This is a genomic window from Cupriavidus taiwanensis (assembly GCF_900250075.1).
In the GTDB taxonomy this organism is placed as follows: Bacteria; Pseudomonadota; Gammaproteobacteria; order Burkholderiales; family Burkholderiaceae; genus Cupriavidus; species Cupriavidus taiwanensis_C.
The window spans coordinates 1,031,433-1,047,794 of record NZ_LT977070.1; the positions used below are offsets into that span (position 1 = coordinate 1,031,433).

The 16,362-nt window shown below is 65.2% G+C and carries 14 protein-coding genes; 11 read left to right on the forward strand and 3 right to left on the reverse strand.

Features of this window, described 5'->3' with window-relative positions:
- Positions 1 to 48: 48 nt before the first annotated feature.
- Positions 49 to 1,476: an MmgE/PrpD family protein gene (locus CBM2588_RS04810; RefSeq protein ID WP_115679600.1), complete on the reverse strand. Its 1,428-nt coding sequence runs from the start codon at positions 1,474 to 1,476 to the stop codon at positions 49 to 51.
- 87 nt (positions 1,477 to 1,563) lie between these two features.
- A complete protein-coding gene (locus CBM2588_RS04815; protein WP_115679601.1) occupies positions 1,564 to 2,535 on the reverse strand; it encodes a Bug family tripartite tricarboxylate transporter substrate binding protein in 972 nt (323 codons plus the stop codon).
- Between the two features lie 437 nt (positions 2,536 to 2,972).
- Between CBM2588_RS04815 and CBM2588_RS04820 the strand changes: the two genes are divergently transcribed.
- The 9 genes from CBM2588_RS04820 (at position 2,973) to CBM2588_RS04860 (ending at position 11,808) form a co-directional block, all read left to right on the forward strand.
- Positions 2,973 to 3,719: an IclR family transcriptional regulator gene (locus tag CBM2588_RS04820; protein ID WP_306437237.1), complete on the forward strand. Its 747-nt coding sequence runs from the start codon at positions 2,973 to 2,975 to the stop codon at positions 3,717 to 3,719.
- A 42-nt stretch (positions 3,720 to 3,761) separates the two neighbouring features.
- Positions 3,762 to 4,703 (forward strand): LysR family transcriptional regulator, encoded by a 942-nt coding sequence (locus CBM2588_RS04825; protein ID WP_115681396.1) that lies wholly within the window; start codon positions 3,762 to 3,764, stop codon positions 4,701 to 4,703.
- Between the two features lie 199 nt (positions 4,704 to 4,902).
- Entirely contained in the window at positions 4,903 to 6,051 is a 1,149-nt protein-coding gene (locus tag CBM2588_RS04830; RefSeq protein WP_231942102.1) for an acyl-CoA dehydrogenase family protein, read from the forward strand.
- 29 nt (positions 6,052 to 6,080) lie between these two features.
- The gene (locus CBM2588_RS04835; protein WP_115679603.1) at positions 6,081 to 6,596 is read left to right on the forward strand and encodes a MaoC family dehydratase; all 516 of its coding nucleotides are present in this window, start codon (positions 6,081 to 6,083) and stop codon (positions 6,594 to 6,596) included.
- A 12-nt stretch (positions 6,597 to 6,608) separates the two neighbouring features.
- Complete coding sequence (locus tag CBM2588_RS04840; protein ID WP_115679604.1) at positions 6,609 to 7,820, forward strand: thiolase family protein; 1,212 nt, start codon at positions 6,609 to 6,611, stop codon at positions 7,818 to 7,820.
- Between the two features lie 18 nt (positions 7,821 to 7,838).
- Positions 7,839 to 8,246, forward strand: a complete 408-nt coding sequence (locus tag CBM2588_RS04845) for a Zn-ribbon domain-containing OB-fold protein (protein WP_115679605.1) — start codon at positions 7,839 to 7,841, stop codon at positions 8,244 to 8,246.
- Positions 8,247 to 8,412: 166 nt separating this feature from the next.
- Complete coding sequence (locus CBM2588_RS04850; RefSeq protein WP_231942103.1) at positions 8,413 to 9,300, forward strand: tripartite tricarboxylate transporter substrate binding protein; 888 nt, start codon at positions 8,413 to 8,415, stop codon at positions 9,298 to 9,300.
- Between the two features lie 2 nt (positions 9,301 to 9,302).
- Entirely contained in the window at positions 9,303 to 10,529 is a 1,227-nt protein-coding gene (locus CBM2588_RS04855; protein ID WP_115679607.1) for a CaiB/BaiF CoA transferase family protein, read from the forward strand.
- A 121-nt stretch (positions 10,530 to 10,650) separates the two neighbouring features.
- A complete protein-coding gene (locus tag CBM2588_RS04860; protein ID WP_115679608.1) occupies positions 10,651 to 11,808 on the forward strand; it encodes a CaiB/BaiF CoA transferase family protein in 1,158 nt (385 codons plus the stop codon).
- A gap of 173 nt (positions 11,809 to 11,981) precedes the next feature.
- On the opposite strand, the gene CBM2588_RS04865 is transcribed toward CBM2588_RS04860, so the two are convergent.
- Positions 11,982 to 13,055, reverse strand: coding sequence for a porin (locus tag CBM2588_RS04865; RefSeq protein WP_115679609.1), 1,074 nt, complete (start codon positions 13,053 to 13,055; stop codon positions 11,982 to 11,984).
- 234 nt (positions 13,056 to 13,289) lie between these two features.
- Between CBM2588_RS04865 and CBM2588_RS04870 the strand changes: the two genes are divergently transcribed.
- Positions 13,290 to 14,069, forward strand: a complete 780-nt coding sequence (locus CBM2588_RS04870) for an IclR family transcriptional regulator (protein ID WP_115679610.1) — start codon at positions 13,290 to 13,292, stop codon at positions 14,067 to 14,069.
- Between the two features lie 295 nt (positions 14,070 to 14,364).
- A complete protein-coding gene (locus tag CBM2588_RS04875) occupies positions 14,365 to 16,305 on the forward strand; it encodes an AMP-binding protein (protein ID WP_115679611.1) in 1,941 nt (646 codons plus the stop codon).
- Positions 16,306 to 16,362: the final 57 nt, after the last annotated feature.

The window sequence follows — 16,362 nt, forward strand, 5'->3', positions numbered from 1 at the left end:
GGGCGCCATGCCTTGCACATGGCGCCCGCTGCAAAGCGAAGCCGGACCTTAGCGTTTCCCGGGCCGCACGTCAGCCAGAATCGACGCGATGTTCCGAACGTTCTCCAGGTCCAGCACCGCATCGATGACGCGAGCGATGTTGGTCTCGGGAATGACGTCTCGCGCGTTGTCGCGGAATTTCTGTATCAGTTCTTCCGTGCTCATATAGCTGGCCGGATCGGGGGAGGGGCTCCCCTTCGGATAGCGCCGCTCGCCGGCAAAGATTTGGCCGCGCGCCGACACCTCGATTTTCGCCGGCCGGCTGGCCGCGTGGCCGGTCAGCAGTGCCACATAGTCGGGGTGCACCGCGTGCTCGACCTTGTCCATCAGGCGTATCACGGATTCGCCGAAGACCAGTTCCGGATGCTGCCAGGCCTTGCCCGGCGGCACGCGATGCGCACCCAAGGCGATGCCGTGCGCGATGCTGAACTGTGCGTCGTGCACATGCTGGATATCTCGGTTAAGCCATACCGGCTGCTCGACGAAGCCCTCGACCCAGACCTTGATGCCGTCGATCTCGTCCGGCCGCAGTTCGTTCTGGTCGACAATCTCGTTGAGGCTGTCCAGCAGGGCATGCAGGATGCGGCAGTGCGGGTAGGGCTTGTAGGCCTGCTCGGTGGGGAACTGCCAGTCGGTGCCCAGTGCCGCGAGGATGCGGTCCGGCTCCCAGCGCGTGGTGCCGATAAAACGCGGGAAACCGTATTCCCGGTCATCGAGGATCTGCAGGTCCCCGCGGTGGCCAAACTCGGCCATGTGAGCGGCGGCCATGGCGGCCTGCGTCAGCGCGCCGGCAAGCAGGTACTTGATGGTGGAGCTGGGCGCATGCTGGAACCAGGCGACCTGCGAGTTCACCGGGCTGATGCTGCCGGCAATCCCCAGCGCGTGCCCTGTCGTCTCGGCGTCCAGTCCCTTCAGCTTGGCGATGGCGGCCGTCGCGCCAAACACGGTGCTGCTGTAGCCGTAGATCTTCGGCGGCGAAACCTTGCCGTCCTTGGTGTCGCGCAGGTAGTCCATCGCCTTGCCGAGCCGGTACGACATCTCGTGCGAGACGGCCAGCGCGGCAATCAGGTCCTGGCCGGACCGGCCCATGGCTTCGCCGATCGCCAGCGCGCCGGGCAGGACATAGGGCGTCACATGGCCCGGCGGCACTACCGCATCCATGTCGAGGGCGTTGATCAGTTCGCCGTTGGCAAAGGCTGCGCCGACGACCGACACCCGCTGGTCGGTGCCAATGATGGTGGCGTCGTCCGCGGCGCCGCCCATCAGTGCGCCGTAGTCGATCCCGATCCTGCCCTTGGGCTGGTCGACAGCGGCCAGCGCGCATCCCAGCGAATCGAGAACGATGCGCTTGCATTCGTCCACGACGGTCGGGGGCAGCGTGTCGTAGGCGCTTTGTTGTGTAAAGCCGGCAAGTTGCTCGACGATGGTTGTTGCCATGGCATTCTCTCCAGGTAATATGTCGCGCCCCTGGGGCAGGGGCTGGCAGGCGAGTTCGGCTTGTCGTTCGGCTTACTCTCGTTCGGCTTACTCTTTCGGAATGCCGAGGTCCGCCACGACCTTGATATTGCGCTGAAGATCCTGGCGCAAGAACTCGGTGAATTCCTCCGGGGACAGGTTGCCGGCTTCGGCGCTGTCCTTGCGGAACCGCTCGCGCACGGCCTCGTTCGCCTGCGCCGCCTTCAGTGCCTTCGTCAGCCGCATGACGACAGGTGTTGGCGTGCCGGCCGGCGCCGCCAGGCCCATGTAGACATAGAAGCTATAGTTGGGCAGGCCCTGTTCGGCCAGTGTCGGAATATCGGGAAACGCCGGCAGGCGCTTGGGTGACGAGACCGCGAACGCGCGCAGCTTGCCGTCCTGCACGTATGGGCCCGACGAGTTGGCGCCGTCAAAGATCATGTTGACGCGGCCGCCAAGCACGTCCGGCATGGCGCCGGCGTTGCCCTTGTAGGGCACGTGAAGCATTCTGATGCCGGCCTGGTGCACGAACAGCGCGGCGGCCATATGGGTACTGGTGCCGACGCCTGCGGTGGCATAGGACATCGTGCCCGGGCTGGCTTTCGCATGCGCGATCAACTGGGACAGGGTTTTGTCCGGCTGGGCGGAGAAGCCCACCATGATCAGCGGGGCCTTGTTCATCATGCCGATGCCGGTGAAGTCACGCGCCAGGTCATAGCCTGGCTCCAGCTTGGTGGCTTGGGCCAGCGCCAAGGTGTTGGCGGTGGCGAGGATGGTGTAGCCATCCGGCTTCTGGGCTTTCACATAACGGATGCCTAGCAGCCCGGCAGCCCCCGCCATGTTTTCCACGACCACGGGCTGGCCGAGGTTCGCGGCCATCTGCTGCGCCACGGCGCGAGTCGTGACGTCGAGAAGCGCGCCCGGCGCGGAGTTGACGACGATCCGCACAGGCCGGGCCGGATAGGCGTCCGCAGCGAATGTCGTGCCTGCGGCCAGCGCCATGATGATTGCGCCGCACAAGCGCTGAAGGGGATAGGTCATTGCTGCGGTCTCCTGTCTCGATACTTTATTGACCGCCCTGCATGCAGGGTGGCTTGCGCATGTATGGTCGGAACGGAGGGTAGGCGAGGTCAATGCGTGCCTTGCCGACGTTCCGTGCAATGAGCGGACAAAGGCAGGGCGGGCCGCGTGGGCGCCGCGGTGTGGCGTCCGCGGCGCGTTGACGCAACGCAAAAGAAGGGGTTAACACCCATGGAGCTCCATTGAACCGGCCCTCAAACTTTACCTAACGTTCGTCAGGGGGGAGCGCGCCGCTATAAGCCGCATGCTCAAGGGTATCGGGCGCAAGCGCATCCATGGATACGGAGAGGCCCATGTTGCAGCAACCAGGCGCGAGGACGCGAGGCCATCAACCCGGGATCAGCGCGATCTGGCCCAAGCCGGGCCGGTCGGCTACGGCGGAAAGTCGGGTGCGGGTAGTGCCGCTGGCCCGCGGCCTGGCCGTGCTGGCCGCCTTCGGCCCGCAGCAACCCTGGCTGGGCAACCAGGAAATCTCACTGGAAACCGGCATCCCCGCGCCGACGGTCACGCGGCTGCTGCAGTCGCTGGTCGCACTGGGCTACCTGCACCACGACGAGGTTCGGCGCAAATACCGGCTCGCGGCCGCCTCGCTGGCGCTCGGCTATGCGGCCATCGCCGATCCTGCCGTGCAGCGGGAGGGCAGCATCGAGATGCGCAAGTTCGCCGAAGCCACTGATACCTACGTGGTGCTCGGCACGCGCGACCGGCTCGATGTGATCGTACTGGACAGCCGCGTTGGCAGCCAGGCCGTGCTGGACCTGCGCCTGACGCCAGGAACGCGCCTGCATATTGCGTCGTCGCTGATGGGATCGGCACTGCTTGCAGCGATCCCGGAATTGGAGCGCTGCTACCTGCAGGGCAATGTGGAGCGCAAGGCCGGCCGCGACTGGCCCTTGCTGCGGCGGCGAATGGCCGCGAAGATCTCGCAGGTCCATGAATTGGGCTTCTGCATGTCGCTCGGCGAGTGGGAGCCTGAGTTGGCCTCCGTCGCCGTGCCGGTCTGCGTGCCGGAGCAGCCTCCGCTGGTGCTGGCCTGTATCGGTCGCACTGCGCGCATGGCGCGCGCCCGCGTCGAACGCGAGCTGGGGCCGCGCCTGCTGGCGATGGCGCAGGTGCTGCAGGAACGGCTGGCATCGCGCGATTAGGGCGAGCAGAATAGGTTGGCCCTCACGTTCCACCAGCCTTTCATGACCGAATTCAACCGCCTGCATCTGATCCGCCAAGTCGACCTATTTACCTTGCGACTGTTCCTGTCCGCTGTCGAAGAGCAGCAGATCGGGCGCGCCGCGAGCCGTGAGAACATTGCCGCTTCGACGGCGACCAAGCGAATCCAGGACCTCGAGGATATCGCCGGCGTCAAGCTGCTCGAACGTGGGCCCAAGGGCGTCGTGCCGAGTCCCGCGGGCGCGGTGCTGGTGCGCTACGCTCGCCAGATCCTGGACAGCATCGAGAATCTGCGTTCCGAGATTTCTGCCTTCACCGAAGGCATGCGCGGCAAGGTGGTGGTGGCTTCGGCTCGGTCAATCATCGCGCCATTTCTTGCCCGCGAGTTGGGTGACTACGCGCGCGATTTCCCACTGGTGGAGCTGGTGGTGCGCGAAGTCGAGAACGCCGCGATCATCGAGGCGGTGTCTCGCGGCGATGCCGACGTAGGCGTGTTTGCCATGGCCCACAAGCTTGAGCTTGGGGGCGTCGACGTGACGCCGTACCGCCGCGACCGACTGGTCGCCGTGGTGCCCAACACACACGCGCTCAGTGCGCGCGGAACGGTCAGGTTCGAAGATCTGCTGCCTGAAAGGCTGATTCCGGTGGAATCGATGCTGGGTATGTTCCGCGCCGCAGCGAAACGCCTGGACGCCGAGTTCGCCCCACCGTTCCACGTAGTGAGTGCAGGGGTGGCGATCAGCCTGGTACAGGCCGGGCTCGGCGTGACCGTTCTGCCCGAATGCCTGCTAAGCCACGATATGTTCGACCAGGTAACTAGCATTGCCATCGACGAATCATGGGCTGTGCGCACCACCCACATCGCCACGGCCCGTGGGCGTGTTCTGAGCCCGCCTGCCGCCGCGCTGATGAAGCAGTTGCTCGACCGTCCGCGCGGAGAGTCCGCCGGGTTAGGGCAGGGCTGAGCGCCCACGCCCCACTGCGCAACAATGCGCGCCGTTCAGTCCGGGCGCCTCCTCCGCTCACTTCGATCCTACCGAATCGCCGCTTCGGAAAAGGCCAGTTGGCTTGCCTGCTGCACACCACTACGCTTCCAACACGCATCGCAGCAGGGGCTCGCTGCAATGCAGGCAGATGCCAACGCAAACCAATGGAGGCAATACAGTGCAACCGAATTTCCTGAATGAATCGCAGGCCCTGTGGCTGGATACCGTGAACCGTTTCATGGACAACGAGGTCACGGTCGAGTATGTGCGCAAGTGCGACCAGAATCGTGACTATCCCTACGAGGCCTACGACAAGATTGCCAAGCAGGGCTGGCTGGGGCTGCTGTTCAGTGAGGAAGAGGGCGGCGCCGGAGGCGACATCTTCGACTATACGCTGATGGCCGAAGGCCTTGGCAAATTCGGCTTCGATTTCGCGGCAGCGGTTCTGGTGCCGACCTTCACGGCGATGAACATCGCGAAGTACGGCACGGCCGCGCAGAAGGACAAGTACATCAAGCCGTTCATCGAGGGCAAAATCCGCTTCTCCGTGTCGATCTCCGAGCCCGACGCCGGCTCCGATGCCTCCAACACGAAGACCCGCGCCCGTCGCGACGCGAACGGCGACTGGATCGTTTCCGGACAGAAGCTGTGGTGCAGCGGCGCAGCGGCCAAGGACACAGTCATCGCCATGCTGGTGCGTACGGATGCTGACAACAAGCACGGCGGCCTTTCTGTTCTCCTGATCCCGAACACGACGCCGGGCCTAGTGATCAACAAGCTTCCGACCCTTTCGCGCCATGCGACCGGCACCACCGAGATTTTCCTGGATGAAGTGCGCGTGCCGGGCGACGCGATTCTCGGCGAAGAAGGCCAAGGCTGGGAAATCATCACCAAGCACCTGGAACTGGAACGTTGCTCGGTGGCTGCGGCCTATGTCGGCAATGCGCAAACGGCGGTGTCGAAGGCGGTGCAGTACGCCCACGAACGTATCCAGTTCGGCAAACAGTTGTGGGACTTCCAGGTGCTCAAGCATATGCTGGCCGACCGCCAGACCGAGGTGGATGCTGCGCGCCTGCTTTGCTACCGTGCGGCGCAAATGGCAGCTGCTGACGTGCCGTGCAGCCGAGAAGTGTCGATGGCAAAGCTGTATGGATCCGAAACACTCAAGCAGTGCGCGCTGACCGGCATGCAGGTGCTGGGCGGCTACGCCAATCTGCCGGAAGCCGACATGGAGCGCTACCTGCGCGAAAGCGTCCAGTCCACCATCGGCGGCGGCACCTCGCAGATCCAGAAGACCATCATCGCCAAGTCCATGCGCTTGGGCTGATTGCGCAACCACATCAAGGAACCAGAGAAATGACCGACACGACCAAGCGCGTTATCAATAACCGGCTCGACCAGACCTTTGACGAGCTGCAGGTGGGTCAGGTATTCCGCTCGGGCGGGCGCACCGTCACCGAAGCGGACGTGGTCAACTATTGCGCACTGACTGGCAACTGGATCGAGATCCACTCCAACACGCACTACGCGTCCAAGACCCGTTTTGGCCAGCGCCTGGTGCAGGGTTCGCTGACCTATTCGATCGTCACCGGCCTGATCCAGTTCGGCCTGGGCATCCAGGCAAACTACGGCATCGACAATATGCGCTTCCGCAGCCCGGTGTACATCAACGACACCATCTATGCGGTGTGCGAGGTGATCGGCAAGAAGGAGAAGGACGACAAGTACGGCGTGATCAAGTTCCGCATTAGCGCGATCAACCAGAACGGCGACCTGCTGCAGCAAGGCGAATGGAGCCTGCTGATGCTGCGCAAGCGAGAAGACCTCGATGCGCTGATCGCGTCGTCGCTGCCCGAACTCAAGGCGGCCTGAGGAGTGGCGGCCATGTCGACCAAGCCAGTGGCGGCCATTATCGGAATGGGCGATGCCTATGCATCCCGGACGAACCGCAAGGATCCGCTGCAGCTTGCCGCCGAAGCCACGCGGCTTGCGCTGCAGGACGCGGGCATCAGCAAGGACCAGATCGATGCCGTCTACACGGGACGGTCGCCCTGGGCGGACAAGCGCTCGCAGTGGAGCAACATCTTCATCTCACACATGCAGATGCCGGTGAAGCGCACCAGCGAGATCACCATGCACGGCGCCGGGCTCACTGCCACGCTTGCGGTGGCCGCGGAGATGATCGCCGCGGGCCAGGCAGAGTACGTACTCTGCCTGCAGAGTGACGCGACCGAGCTCTTTGTCGATGCCGTGGCAATGGGTGCCGAGGCCGATGCCGATCCGCAGTTCGAGGTGCCGTATGGCCCGATCATCCCGGCGCTGTATGGCCAGGCCGCGTGCCGCTACCTCCATGAGTTCGGCCTGAGCGAAGCCGACCTCGCCGAGGTCGCAGTGGCCAACCAGCGCTGGGGCGTGCATCACCCGCATGCTGCCAAGGCGCGCTTCGGCGAGATTGACCGCGAGACCGTGCTTGCGTCGCCCTATGTCGCCACGCCGCTACGGCGCTGGATGTGCTCCACCTGGGGCGGCGGCACCGGCGGCGCGCTGGTGATTACCTCGCCGGAACGGGCAAAGGCGGCGCGCAACCCGGTTTACCTGATGGGCTACGGGTCAGCCACGACGCATGAGTACCTGGGCGATCGCATGAACATGCGGGCGTGCAAGTACCCCGAGCTCGGCCCGATGCCTAACCTGACCTACACGGCGACAGCGGCGGCGGCGAGCCAGGCCTATGCCATGTCGGGGCTGTCCCCGGCGGACATCGACATGGCGCAGATCTCGGTGAACTTCGCGCACATGGGGCCGATCGTCATGGAAGACCTGGGCTTCGCGAAGAAGGGCGGGGGTATCGACCTGTACCGCGAAGGACGCACCGGCCTGGGCGGCGACCTGCCCACCGACACTAACGGCGGCTGGCTGTCGTTCGGCCAGCCGGGCATCTCCTGCAACATGGACAGCATGGTAGAGGCCGTGCGCCAGTTGCGCGGCGAAGCGCTCGGACTGGCGCCGGCGCGCCGGCCAAAGACAGTGCTGGTGCAGGGTGCCGGGGGCATGCTGGCCGCCGGCAGCGTGCTGCTGCTGTCTTCCTCCACCTGAACCTCATTGGAGCATGTGATGATCCAAACGCAAGAAGGCTGGCCGCAGCCATACCAGCTTCTTGATGCCAGGCCCTACTGGGAAGGCCTCGGCGCGGGACTGCTGAAATACCAGCGTTGCGGCGGATGCGGCCAGGCGGTCTGGCCGGCCCATTCCTTCTGTCCGCACTGCAGCGCCGACCAGCTCGCCTGGGAAGTCTCCGCCGGCTGCGGCAAGCTTTATTCGTTCAGCACCGTGATGCGGGGGCCGACGCCGGCCTTTGCCGCGATCGCGCCGTACACCGTCGGCTTTGTCGAGATGGACGAAGGCTATTTCCTGTTCACGCAGATCGAAGGTACGCCCGAGTCGATGCAGATTGGCAACCGCGTGCAGGCGCACATGATCGAACGCGGCGGGCAGGCGCTACCGGTGTTCACCCAAGCCTGACGCAGCGCAAGACAAAACAGATAGAACGGAGAGAGACATGACAGTACGACTATCAGCCCCCTGCCGCCGGCGCTGGCTACGGCTGGCGGGCGCCGTCGGCCTGGCGGCCTGCGCAGCGCTATCGCTACCCAGGCCCGCCGCGGCAGCGGAATGGCCGACCCGGCCCGTGAGAATCGTGATCGCGGTCGCAGCGGGCTCCACCGGCGATATCCTGGCCCGGAGCCTGGCGCAGCGGCTCGAAGGCATCTGGAAGCAGCCGGTGATCGTCGAGAACAAGCCCGGAGCGGGCGGCGTCATCGGCACGGAATATGTGGTCAACGCCACGGACGGCCATACCCTCCTGCTGGGCACGCAAAGTTCGATCCTGCCCAAGTTCACCACCAAGAACCTCAAGTTCGACCCGATGACCGACCTGGTGCCGGTGTACAAGGTCATCAACTACCAGCTCGTGGTCGCGGTGAACGCTGAGACGGCTGCCAAGGCGCAGACCCTGCGCGAACTGGTGGAGTTGAGCAAGGTCAGCCCCAACGGGCTCTTCTTCGCCGGCACTGGCCAGACTTCGGTCTTCAACTTGACCATGGCCTTGCTCAACAAGTCGTTGGGCATGAAGTACACGCCGCTGGACTTCAACAGCGTCGGCACCATGAACCTGGCCGCCATGCGCAACGACGCGCAGTTCCTCGTCAATACGCCCAGCTCGATGAAGTCGCAGATCGACTCGGGCAAGCTCAAGCCGCTGGCTGCCATCAGCGCCGAGCGTTACGCCAGCTTCCCTGAACTGCCGACACTGGCCGAGGCGGTGGGCTACAAGGGCTACTTGCCACTGCTGTGGGCTGGCATCTTTGTGCCGAAGGGAACGCCGGCAGCGGTGGTGGACCGCATTGCGCACGATTTCAGCACGCTGGAGGCGGACAAGGCATTCCGCGGCAGCATCGAGTCGAAGCTGAGCGGCCGCATGGTGGCGTCGTCGCCGTCGGCGTTCGCGAAGCAAGTTGCTGAAGAGGCCAACGTCTGGAAGAACCTCTTTGCTGAAATGAACTACAAGCCGGAGTAGCCATGTCAGGACCGCTGGAGGGCGTACGTATCCTGGATCTTACGTCCAATTTCATGGGGCCGTACGCGTCGCTGCTGCTCGCCGACATGGGCGCGGACGTGTGCAAGATCGAGTCGCCCGAAGGTGATACCACCCGCAAGGTGGGCCCGAGCCGCACCCCCGGCATGGGCGCGATCTTCCTGCACCTGAATCGCAACAAGCGCAGCCTGGTGCTGGACCTGAAGAAGCCGAGCGGGATTGCTGCGCTCAGGCGCATGTTGCGCTCGGCCGATGTGCTGTTGTACAGCCTGCGCCCGCAGGCGATGGCCAGGCTGGGACTGTCATACGAAGACGTGCGAGCGAAGAATCCGCGCATCCTCTACTGTGGCGCGTTCGGCTTCGGCCAGAACGGGCCGTATGCTTCGCGGCCGGCCTACGATGACCTGATCCAGGCCGCCGTGGGCCTGCCGGTACTGCAAAGCCGCAAGGCCGGTCCGCCAGCCTATGTGGCCACCGCCATCGCCGATCGCGTGGTCGGCATGGCGACCAGCAATGCGGTGGCCATGGCGCTGTACCGGCGCGAGCGCACCGGGCGGGGTCAGGCCGTGGAGGTGCCGATGTTCGAGACGTTCGCGCACTTCGTGATGGGCGACCACCTCTATGGCCATACCTTCGTGCCGCCGATCGGCGACTGGGGTTACGCGCGGATGATGACGGCTGAACGGCGCCCCTATCGTACGCAGGATGGTTACGTCGGCGTGCAGATCTACACCGATCGCCACTGGCAGCGCTTCTTCGAGATCTGCGGCGATGCGGCCATGGCTTTGGATGCGCGTTTTGCCGATATCCATGGTCGCACGCAGCATATCCAGGAGCTTTACGCGTTCCTGGGGCGTACCTTTGAAACCAGGCCAACGGCGGAGTGGATCCGGCTAATGTGGGCGGCGGACATTCCCATCATCGAAATGAATACGCCGGAGACGCTGCTGGAAGATCCCCATATGACCACGCTGGGCTTCTTCGCGGAGGAGGATCACCCGTCCGAAGGCCGCATCCGCACCATCGGCATTCCCCAGCAGTGGAGCGAAAGCCCGCCGTCACTGCGCCATCCGGCGCCCCGCCTCGGCGAGCATTCTGCGGCGCTGCTGGCCGAGTATGGCTTCTCCGTCGCGGAGGTGCGGGATATGCTGGCATGCGGCGCTGCGCGCGAACCCGCTCCGGACCGAGCGGATTCCACGAACGGAGAATGAAAGCGGGACGGCGCGCCGGGTAGTGGCCAGCCCTCATGACGTGCCGTCCCCTGTGCAGACTGACAGAGGCCCGGTCCGCCGGGCCTGGAGCAGGCCATTGAATTCCCAGGAGACCAACGCCATGGCGCAAAAGCCAACCGGGCCCCTCGCGGGCATCAAGATCGTGGAACTGGGCGGCATCGGCCCGGGGCCGTTCTGCTGCATGTTGTTGTCCGACTTGGGCGCCGACATCATCCGCATCGACCGTCCGTCGCCCTCCGACGGCGGCGTGCCGGTCGAGGCACGCTTCGAACTGCTCAATCGCGGCCGCCGCAGCGCGGCCATGGACCTCAAGCAGCCGGAGGCGGTCGCGACGGTGCTGCGGCTGGCCAGCCAGGCCGACGCCGTGATCGAGGGTTTCCGCCCCGGCGTGGCGGAACGGCTCGGGCTGGGCCCGGACGACTGCCACAAGGTCAACCCGCGACTGGTCTACGGCCGCATGACCGGCTGGGGGCAGGACGGGCCGCTGGCCCAGGAGCCGGGGCACGACATCAACTACATCGCGCTGACAGGCGTGCTGCATTCCGTCGGCAAGGCCGGCGAGGCGCCGTCGATCCCGCTCAATCTCGCGGGCGATTTCGGCGGCGGCTCGCTTTACCTGGCGCTGGGCGTGGTAAGCGCCATCCTTGAGAGCCGCATGTCGGGGCGCGGACAGGTGGTGGATTCCGCGATGGTGGACGGATCGGCATCGCTGATGACGTTGATCTACGGCCTGCGTGCAGGAGGGTACTGGACTGACGAGCGCGGCACCAACCGGCTCGATTCGGGCGCGCCCTGGTACAACGTGTACGAGACGAAGGACGGCAAGCATGTCGGTATCGGCGCCAACGAGACGCGCTTCTACCGCAACGCCGTAAAGCTCCTCGGGCTCGACGTCGACAAGTTGCCCGGCCAGCACGAACGCGCCGGCTGGCCGGCGATGCGCGAGCAGTTTGCCGCCGCGTTCCGGAGGCGCACGCGTGACGAGTGGGCAGTGCTCGCGGCCGGCGCCGAGACTTGCATCACGCCCATCCTGTCGATGGGAGAGGCGCCGCACTGCACTCACCTGCAGGCGCGCAAGACTTTCGTTGAAGTCGATGGCGTGGTACAGCCCGCGCCGGCGCCGCGCTTCAGCCGCACGCCGGGAAGCATCCAGCGGCCACCGGCCCGCCCCGGACAGCACACCGACGAGGTGCTGGGCGATTGGGGGTTCTCCGCGCAGGAGCTCGCGGCGCTGCACGACGCAGGGGCGATCCGCTAACGTGTGCTCCGGCAGCGGCCGCTTTCGAGGCCGCTCGCCACGCCCAAAAAAACGCGCCTGGTCGCGCTTTGACACGCGAGCAGGCGCCAGTTCCCTTTACCTCTTCCCTTTTCTACTTCTTGTCTTGCTGTCCGGCGGCACCGCATTGAAGCGACACGGCCGGAGTCAATCAGTCAGAACTTATGGCGAATATTGACCATGACCCCCGTCTGGTTTTCGCCCGGCGTGATCGTGCTGCCGAAGCCGTTCAGGCCAAGGTTGGAGTTGCCTTTGTTGTGCACGTACCCCACGTTCAGGAAGGCGTCGGTACGCTTGGACAACGCGTAATTGGCGGATGCGACCAGCATCCACGGATCCTGCCCGTTACGCCGGTTGTTCAGGTAATAGCCGGCGCCGGTCAGGGTGAAAGCAGGCGTGGCCTGGAAACGGTATCCCAGCCAGAACAGGTCGTTGCGGCGCGCGACACCGATATCGCCGTTGAACCAGCGATAGCCGGCCAAAACCGTCGAGCTGCCGAAGCTGACGTTGGCCGCCGCCGCGATGCGCCGGTCGGTCTGGCCCGAGTTCTGTCCGGTGATGCCACGCGTGCCTTGCTGCTGGTCATAGATCACGGTAGCGCCGAAGTTGCCGCCGGCATACTCCAGGCCGCCGCCAAGGGCACGGTCGCTCTTGACGTCGCCGGGTACCTCGGTGCCGAGCGACGTAGTGCCGCCGCTGGTGATGCTGGTACCGCGCGCAAAGCTGTACAGGGCGGTTGCCGTGACGGGGCCGAACTTGCCGGTGTACTTGGCAGTGTTGTCGTAGCGGCCAGCAAGGTTGGGGTCGATCGACAGCGCCGAATAGCGTGCCGCCAGCACCATCGGCTCATAGTTGATCAGCAAGTCAAACAGGGCGTTCTGCTGCCGGCCGAGCGTGACGCGGCCCCATTTGTGGTCCAGGCCCACGAACGCCTGGCGACCGAACAGACGGCCGCCCTGGCTGGATACACCGCTGTCGAGATCGAAGCCGCTTTCCAGGGCATAGACCGCCTTCACGCCGCTGCCCAGGTCCTCCACGCCGCGCAAGCCCCAGCGCGAACCCGACACGTTGCCGGACGTCATCCGAAACAGCTTGTCGCCGGCGGCATTGGCGTTGTTCAGGTATTCCATCCCGATGTCCGCGACGCCATAGAGCGTGACGGACGATTGCGCGGCGGCAAATGGTGCAGTCAGGGACAACAGCACTGCGGCGTAATACCGACTCTTCATAGGGCTCCTCCGTTGTGGTCTTGTATATGTGCGGAGTCTGTGAGATGTCGCGCAATGGCGTCAAAGCCAATGCGACAGCTGTGCCGTGCAATGAAAATTGAAGACAAAGGGGGAGTCCGCCGGTGCGGGTAAACCTCATGGAAGCCCGCAGCTCTTGCTGCCAGAATGTACCTAACAATCGTAAGGGATACGGAAGAGCGATGTGTTCCCTTCTGCAAGCTTTGCGGAGTCGCAATGAGCCCTTCGTCACCAGTCACCATGACGCTGGCGCGTGGCCTGCAGGTACTGCGGGCCTTTCGCGCGGAGCGTGTGCCCCTGACCAACGGCGAACTGGTGCGCCGGACGGGACTGTCCAAATCCACGGTGTCGCGGCTGACCATGACGCTGGTCAGCATGGGCTTCCTGCGCCGCGTGGCGGGGGGGCCGCAATTCGAGCTCGCCAGCGGACCACTCGGCATAGGCCACGCCTACCTGGAAACCAGCGCGGTCACGCGGCTGGCCCATCCGTTCATGCAACATCTGGCCGACCGACTCAACGTTTCGGTGGCGCTGGCGGTGCCCGACCAGCTCGAGATGCTTTACGTTGCGTATCGCACCAGCACGCGCATCGCCACGCTGCGGCTGGGCGTGGGATCGCTGCTGCCGATGGGGCTGACGGCGATCGGGCGGGCGTGGCTGTGGGGATTGCCCGAGGACACACGGGCGGGCTACGTTGCCTCGGTGGTAGAGGCCGCAGGGCAGCAGGCCGAAGAGGTGCAGAAGAACATCGAGGCGGCGTTCGAGGACCTGCGCACGAGCGGCGTGTGCATGTCGCTCGGCGAATACCAGCGCAATGCCTACGGCATCGCCCTGCCGCTCAGAGTAGGGCGCACGGACACGCTGATGGCGCTGAACTGTGGGGCGGTCGAACTGCGCCCGGATGTCGACGCGATTCGGGCGCGCATCGTGCCGGACCTGAGGGCCGCCGCGGTGGAGTTGATGGTGCTGCTGCGCGATGTTGGCAGCGAGGCGTAGTGTGCCGAGCCGGGGTTGCGTTCCGTACTCCGGAAGCCACAGTCCGGGCCGCGGACCTCACGCGGGGAGCGCCCGCGCGCGCCGTTGCGCCCAGGCTCCCGATGCACACGGCCAGGCCCGGCGCTCCGGACCGCGACCACGGCATTCCAAAGTACGGCACAACTCCGCTGCCTTGATTGACTAGCTTCGGTGTGTCGCGCACGCTGGACTTATGCGATGGCGCTCCTGATGCGGCATGAACTGCCTTGACCCCATCGCACCGCGGCAACCGTACAACCAATACGCTGGATTTTCGATGAGTGACACTCTGCACAATGATTGGATCCCTACGGGAGACGATATCGCCACCGCGAACGTGTCGGCGCTGGTCACGCGCCTGGGCCTGAAGGACTACGACGAATTGCTGGCCTTCTCCAACGAGAAGCCTGACGTCTACTGGGACGCCGTCATCGACTTCTGCGGGATGGTTTGGGACGTGCCGTACACGCAGTATGTGGATGCCTCCAAGGGCAAGCCGTTCGCGAAGTGGTTCCCTGGCGGGCAGCTCAACTGGGTCAAGTCCGCGCTGCGGTGGGCGGACGATCCCGCGATGGCGTCGCACACCGCCGTGGTGGCGGAAAAAGAGGGCGGCGCGGTCGAGCAGCTGAGCTATGCCGAACTCGCGTGCAAGGTAGCCGGCTTTGCCGGCGGCCTGAAGGCGCTCGGCGTCAAGCGCGGCGACCGTGTTGGCCTGCTGATGGAAAACGGCGTCGAGGCGACCGTAACTTCGCTGGCCGTCGCCTGGATCGGCGCGGTGACGGTGCCGCTGTTCAGCGGCTTCGGCGTCGATGCGATCGTGTCGCGCCTGTCGTCGTGCTCGGCCAGCGCGCTCGTGGCCACGACCGGATTCTCGCGCCGCGGCAAGTGGGTCGATACGCGCAGCCTGGTCGACGAGGCGCTGTCGCGCCTGCCGGACATCGGCACCACGGTCTGGAAAGATGCGGGCGAGGCGATCGCCGTCGGCGACACAGTGCTCGACTGGCAGCAGGTAGCCAGCGCGCAGCCGGATCCCGCACCCGAGCGGATGTCGCCGGACGATCCCTTCATGATCATCTATACCTCCGGCACCACCGGGAAGCCCAAGGGCACCGTGCATACCCACGGCAGCTTCCCGATGAAGATCGCGCACGATTCGGCCATCCATTTCAATGTCAGCCCGAAGGATGTCTTCTGCTGGCCGGCGGACATGGGTTGGGTCGCCGGCACACTGGTGATGTCGTGCGCGCTGCTGCGCGGCGCGACGCTGGTCTGCTACGACGGTGCCCCGGATTACCCGGACTGGTCCCGCATGTCGCGCATTGTCGAACGCTACGGCGTGACGCATTTTGGCTCGGCACCGACGCTGATCCGGGGTCTGGCGGCCAACGAGGCCACCGCCACGCAAGGCGATACGTCGACGGTCAGGCTCCTGATCACGGCCGGGGAGGCTATCGATCCCGAACACTTCCTGTGGTTCCAGAAGGCCTTCGGCGGTGGCCGCAGCCCGGTGATCAACTACACCGGCGGCACCGAGGTGTCTGGCGCACTGCTGTCCAGCGTGATTGTCAAGCCGATCAGCCCGGCCGGGTTCAATACGGCCTCGCCGTCGGTGGCTGCCGACGTGGTAGATGCGGACGGCAAGTCGCTGACCAACACCGTGGGCGAGCTGGCGATCCGCCGGCCGTTCGTCGGCATGACGCAGTCGTTCTGGCAGGACGACGAGCGCTATCTCGACACCTACTGGAACACCGTGCCGGGCATCTGGGTGCACGGCGACCTGGCGCTGCGCCGTGAAGACGGCACCTGGTTCATGATGGGCCGCTCCGACGACACCATTAAGCTGGCGGGCAAGCGGCTTGGCCCGGCCGAGATCGAAGACGTGCTGCTGGAGTTGCCCGAGATCGCCGAAGCCGCGGCGATCGGCGTGGAAGATCCGCTGAAGGGCCAGAAGCTCGTAGTCTTCCTGGTGCCGTCCGCCGCCATGACGCTGACGAACGAGGGGTTGGCGGCCGCTGTCGGCAAGCATGTCGACGGCCGGCTGGGCCGTCCGTTCCGTCCGTCGGTGGTCCACGTGGTGGCGCAACTGCCCAGGACGCGCAGCTCGAAGATCATGCGGCGCGTTATCCGCAGCGTCTACACCGGCGCGCCTGCCGGCGACCTGTCGGCGCTGGACAACCCGCCAGCCCTCGAAGAGATTCGCGCCGCTGCCGCGCATTGACGTCACCGTGACGGCGCATTGATTGACGGGGGCGTGTGTATTTCTTGTTCGCTGCAC

What these genes read in the sequence shown, in the direction of transcription:
- CBM2588_RS04810 (WP_115679600.1), bottom strand. Translation starts at nt 1,476, where the DNA reads ATGGCAACAACCATCGTCGAGCAACTTGCCGGCTTTACACAACAAAGC.
- CBM2588_RS04815 (WP_115679601.1), bottom strand. Translation starts at nt 2,535, where the DNA reads ATGACCTATCCCCTTCAGCGCTTGTGCGGCGCAATCATCATGGCGCTG.
- CBM2588_RS04825 (WP_115681396.1), top strand. Translation starts at nt 3,762, where the DNA reads ATGACCGAATTCAACCGCCTGCATCTGATCCGCCAAGTCGACCTATTT.
- CBM2588_RS04835 (WP_115679603.1), top strand. Translation starts at nt 6,081, where the DNA reads ATGACCGACACGACCAAGCGCGTTATCAATAACCGGCTCGACCAGACC.
- CBM2588_RS04840 (WP_115679604.1), top strand. Translation starts at nt 6,609, where the DNA reads ATGTCGACCAAGCCAGTGGCGGCCATTATCGGAATGGGCGATGCCTAT.
- CBM2588_RS04845 (WP_115679605.1), top strand. Translation starts at nt 7,839, where the DNA reads ATGATCCAAACGCAAGAAGGCTGGCCGCAGCCATACCAGCTTCTTGAT.
- CBM2588_RS04855 (WP_115679607.1), top strand. Translation starts at nt 9,303, where the DNA reads ATGTCAGGACCGCTGGAGGGCGTACGTATCCTGGATCTTACGTCCAAT.
- CBM2588_RS04860 (WP_115679608.1), top strand. Translation starts at nt 10,651, where the DNA reads ATGGCGCAAAAGCCAACCGGGCCCCTCGCGGGCATCAAGATCGTGGAA.
- CBM2588_RS04865 (WP_115679609.1), bottom strand. Translation starts at nt 13,055, where the DNA reads ATGAAGAGTCGGTATTACGCCGCAGTGCTGTTGTCCCTGACTGCACCA.
- CBM2588_RS04870 (WP_115679610.1), top strand. Translation starts at nt 13,290, where the DNA reads ATGAGCCCTTCGTCACCAGTCACCATGACGCTGGCGCGTGGCCTGCAG.
- CBM2588_RS04875 (WP_115679611.1), top strand. Translation starts at nt 14,365, where the DNA reads ATGAGTGACACTCTGCACAATGATTGGATCCCTACGGGAGACGATATC.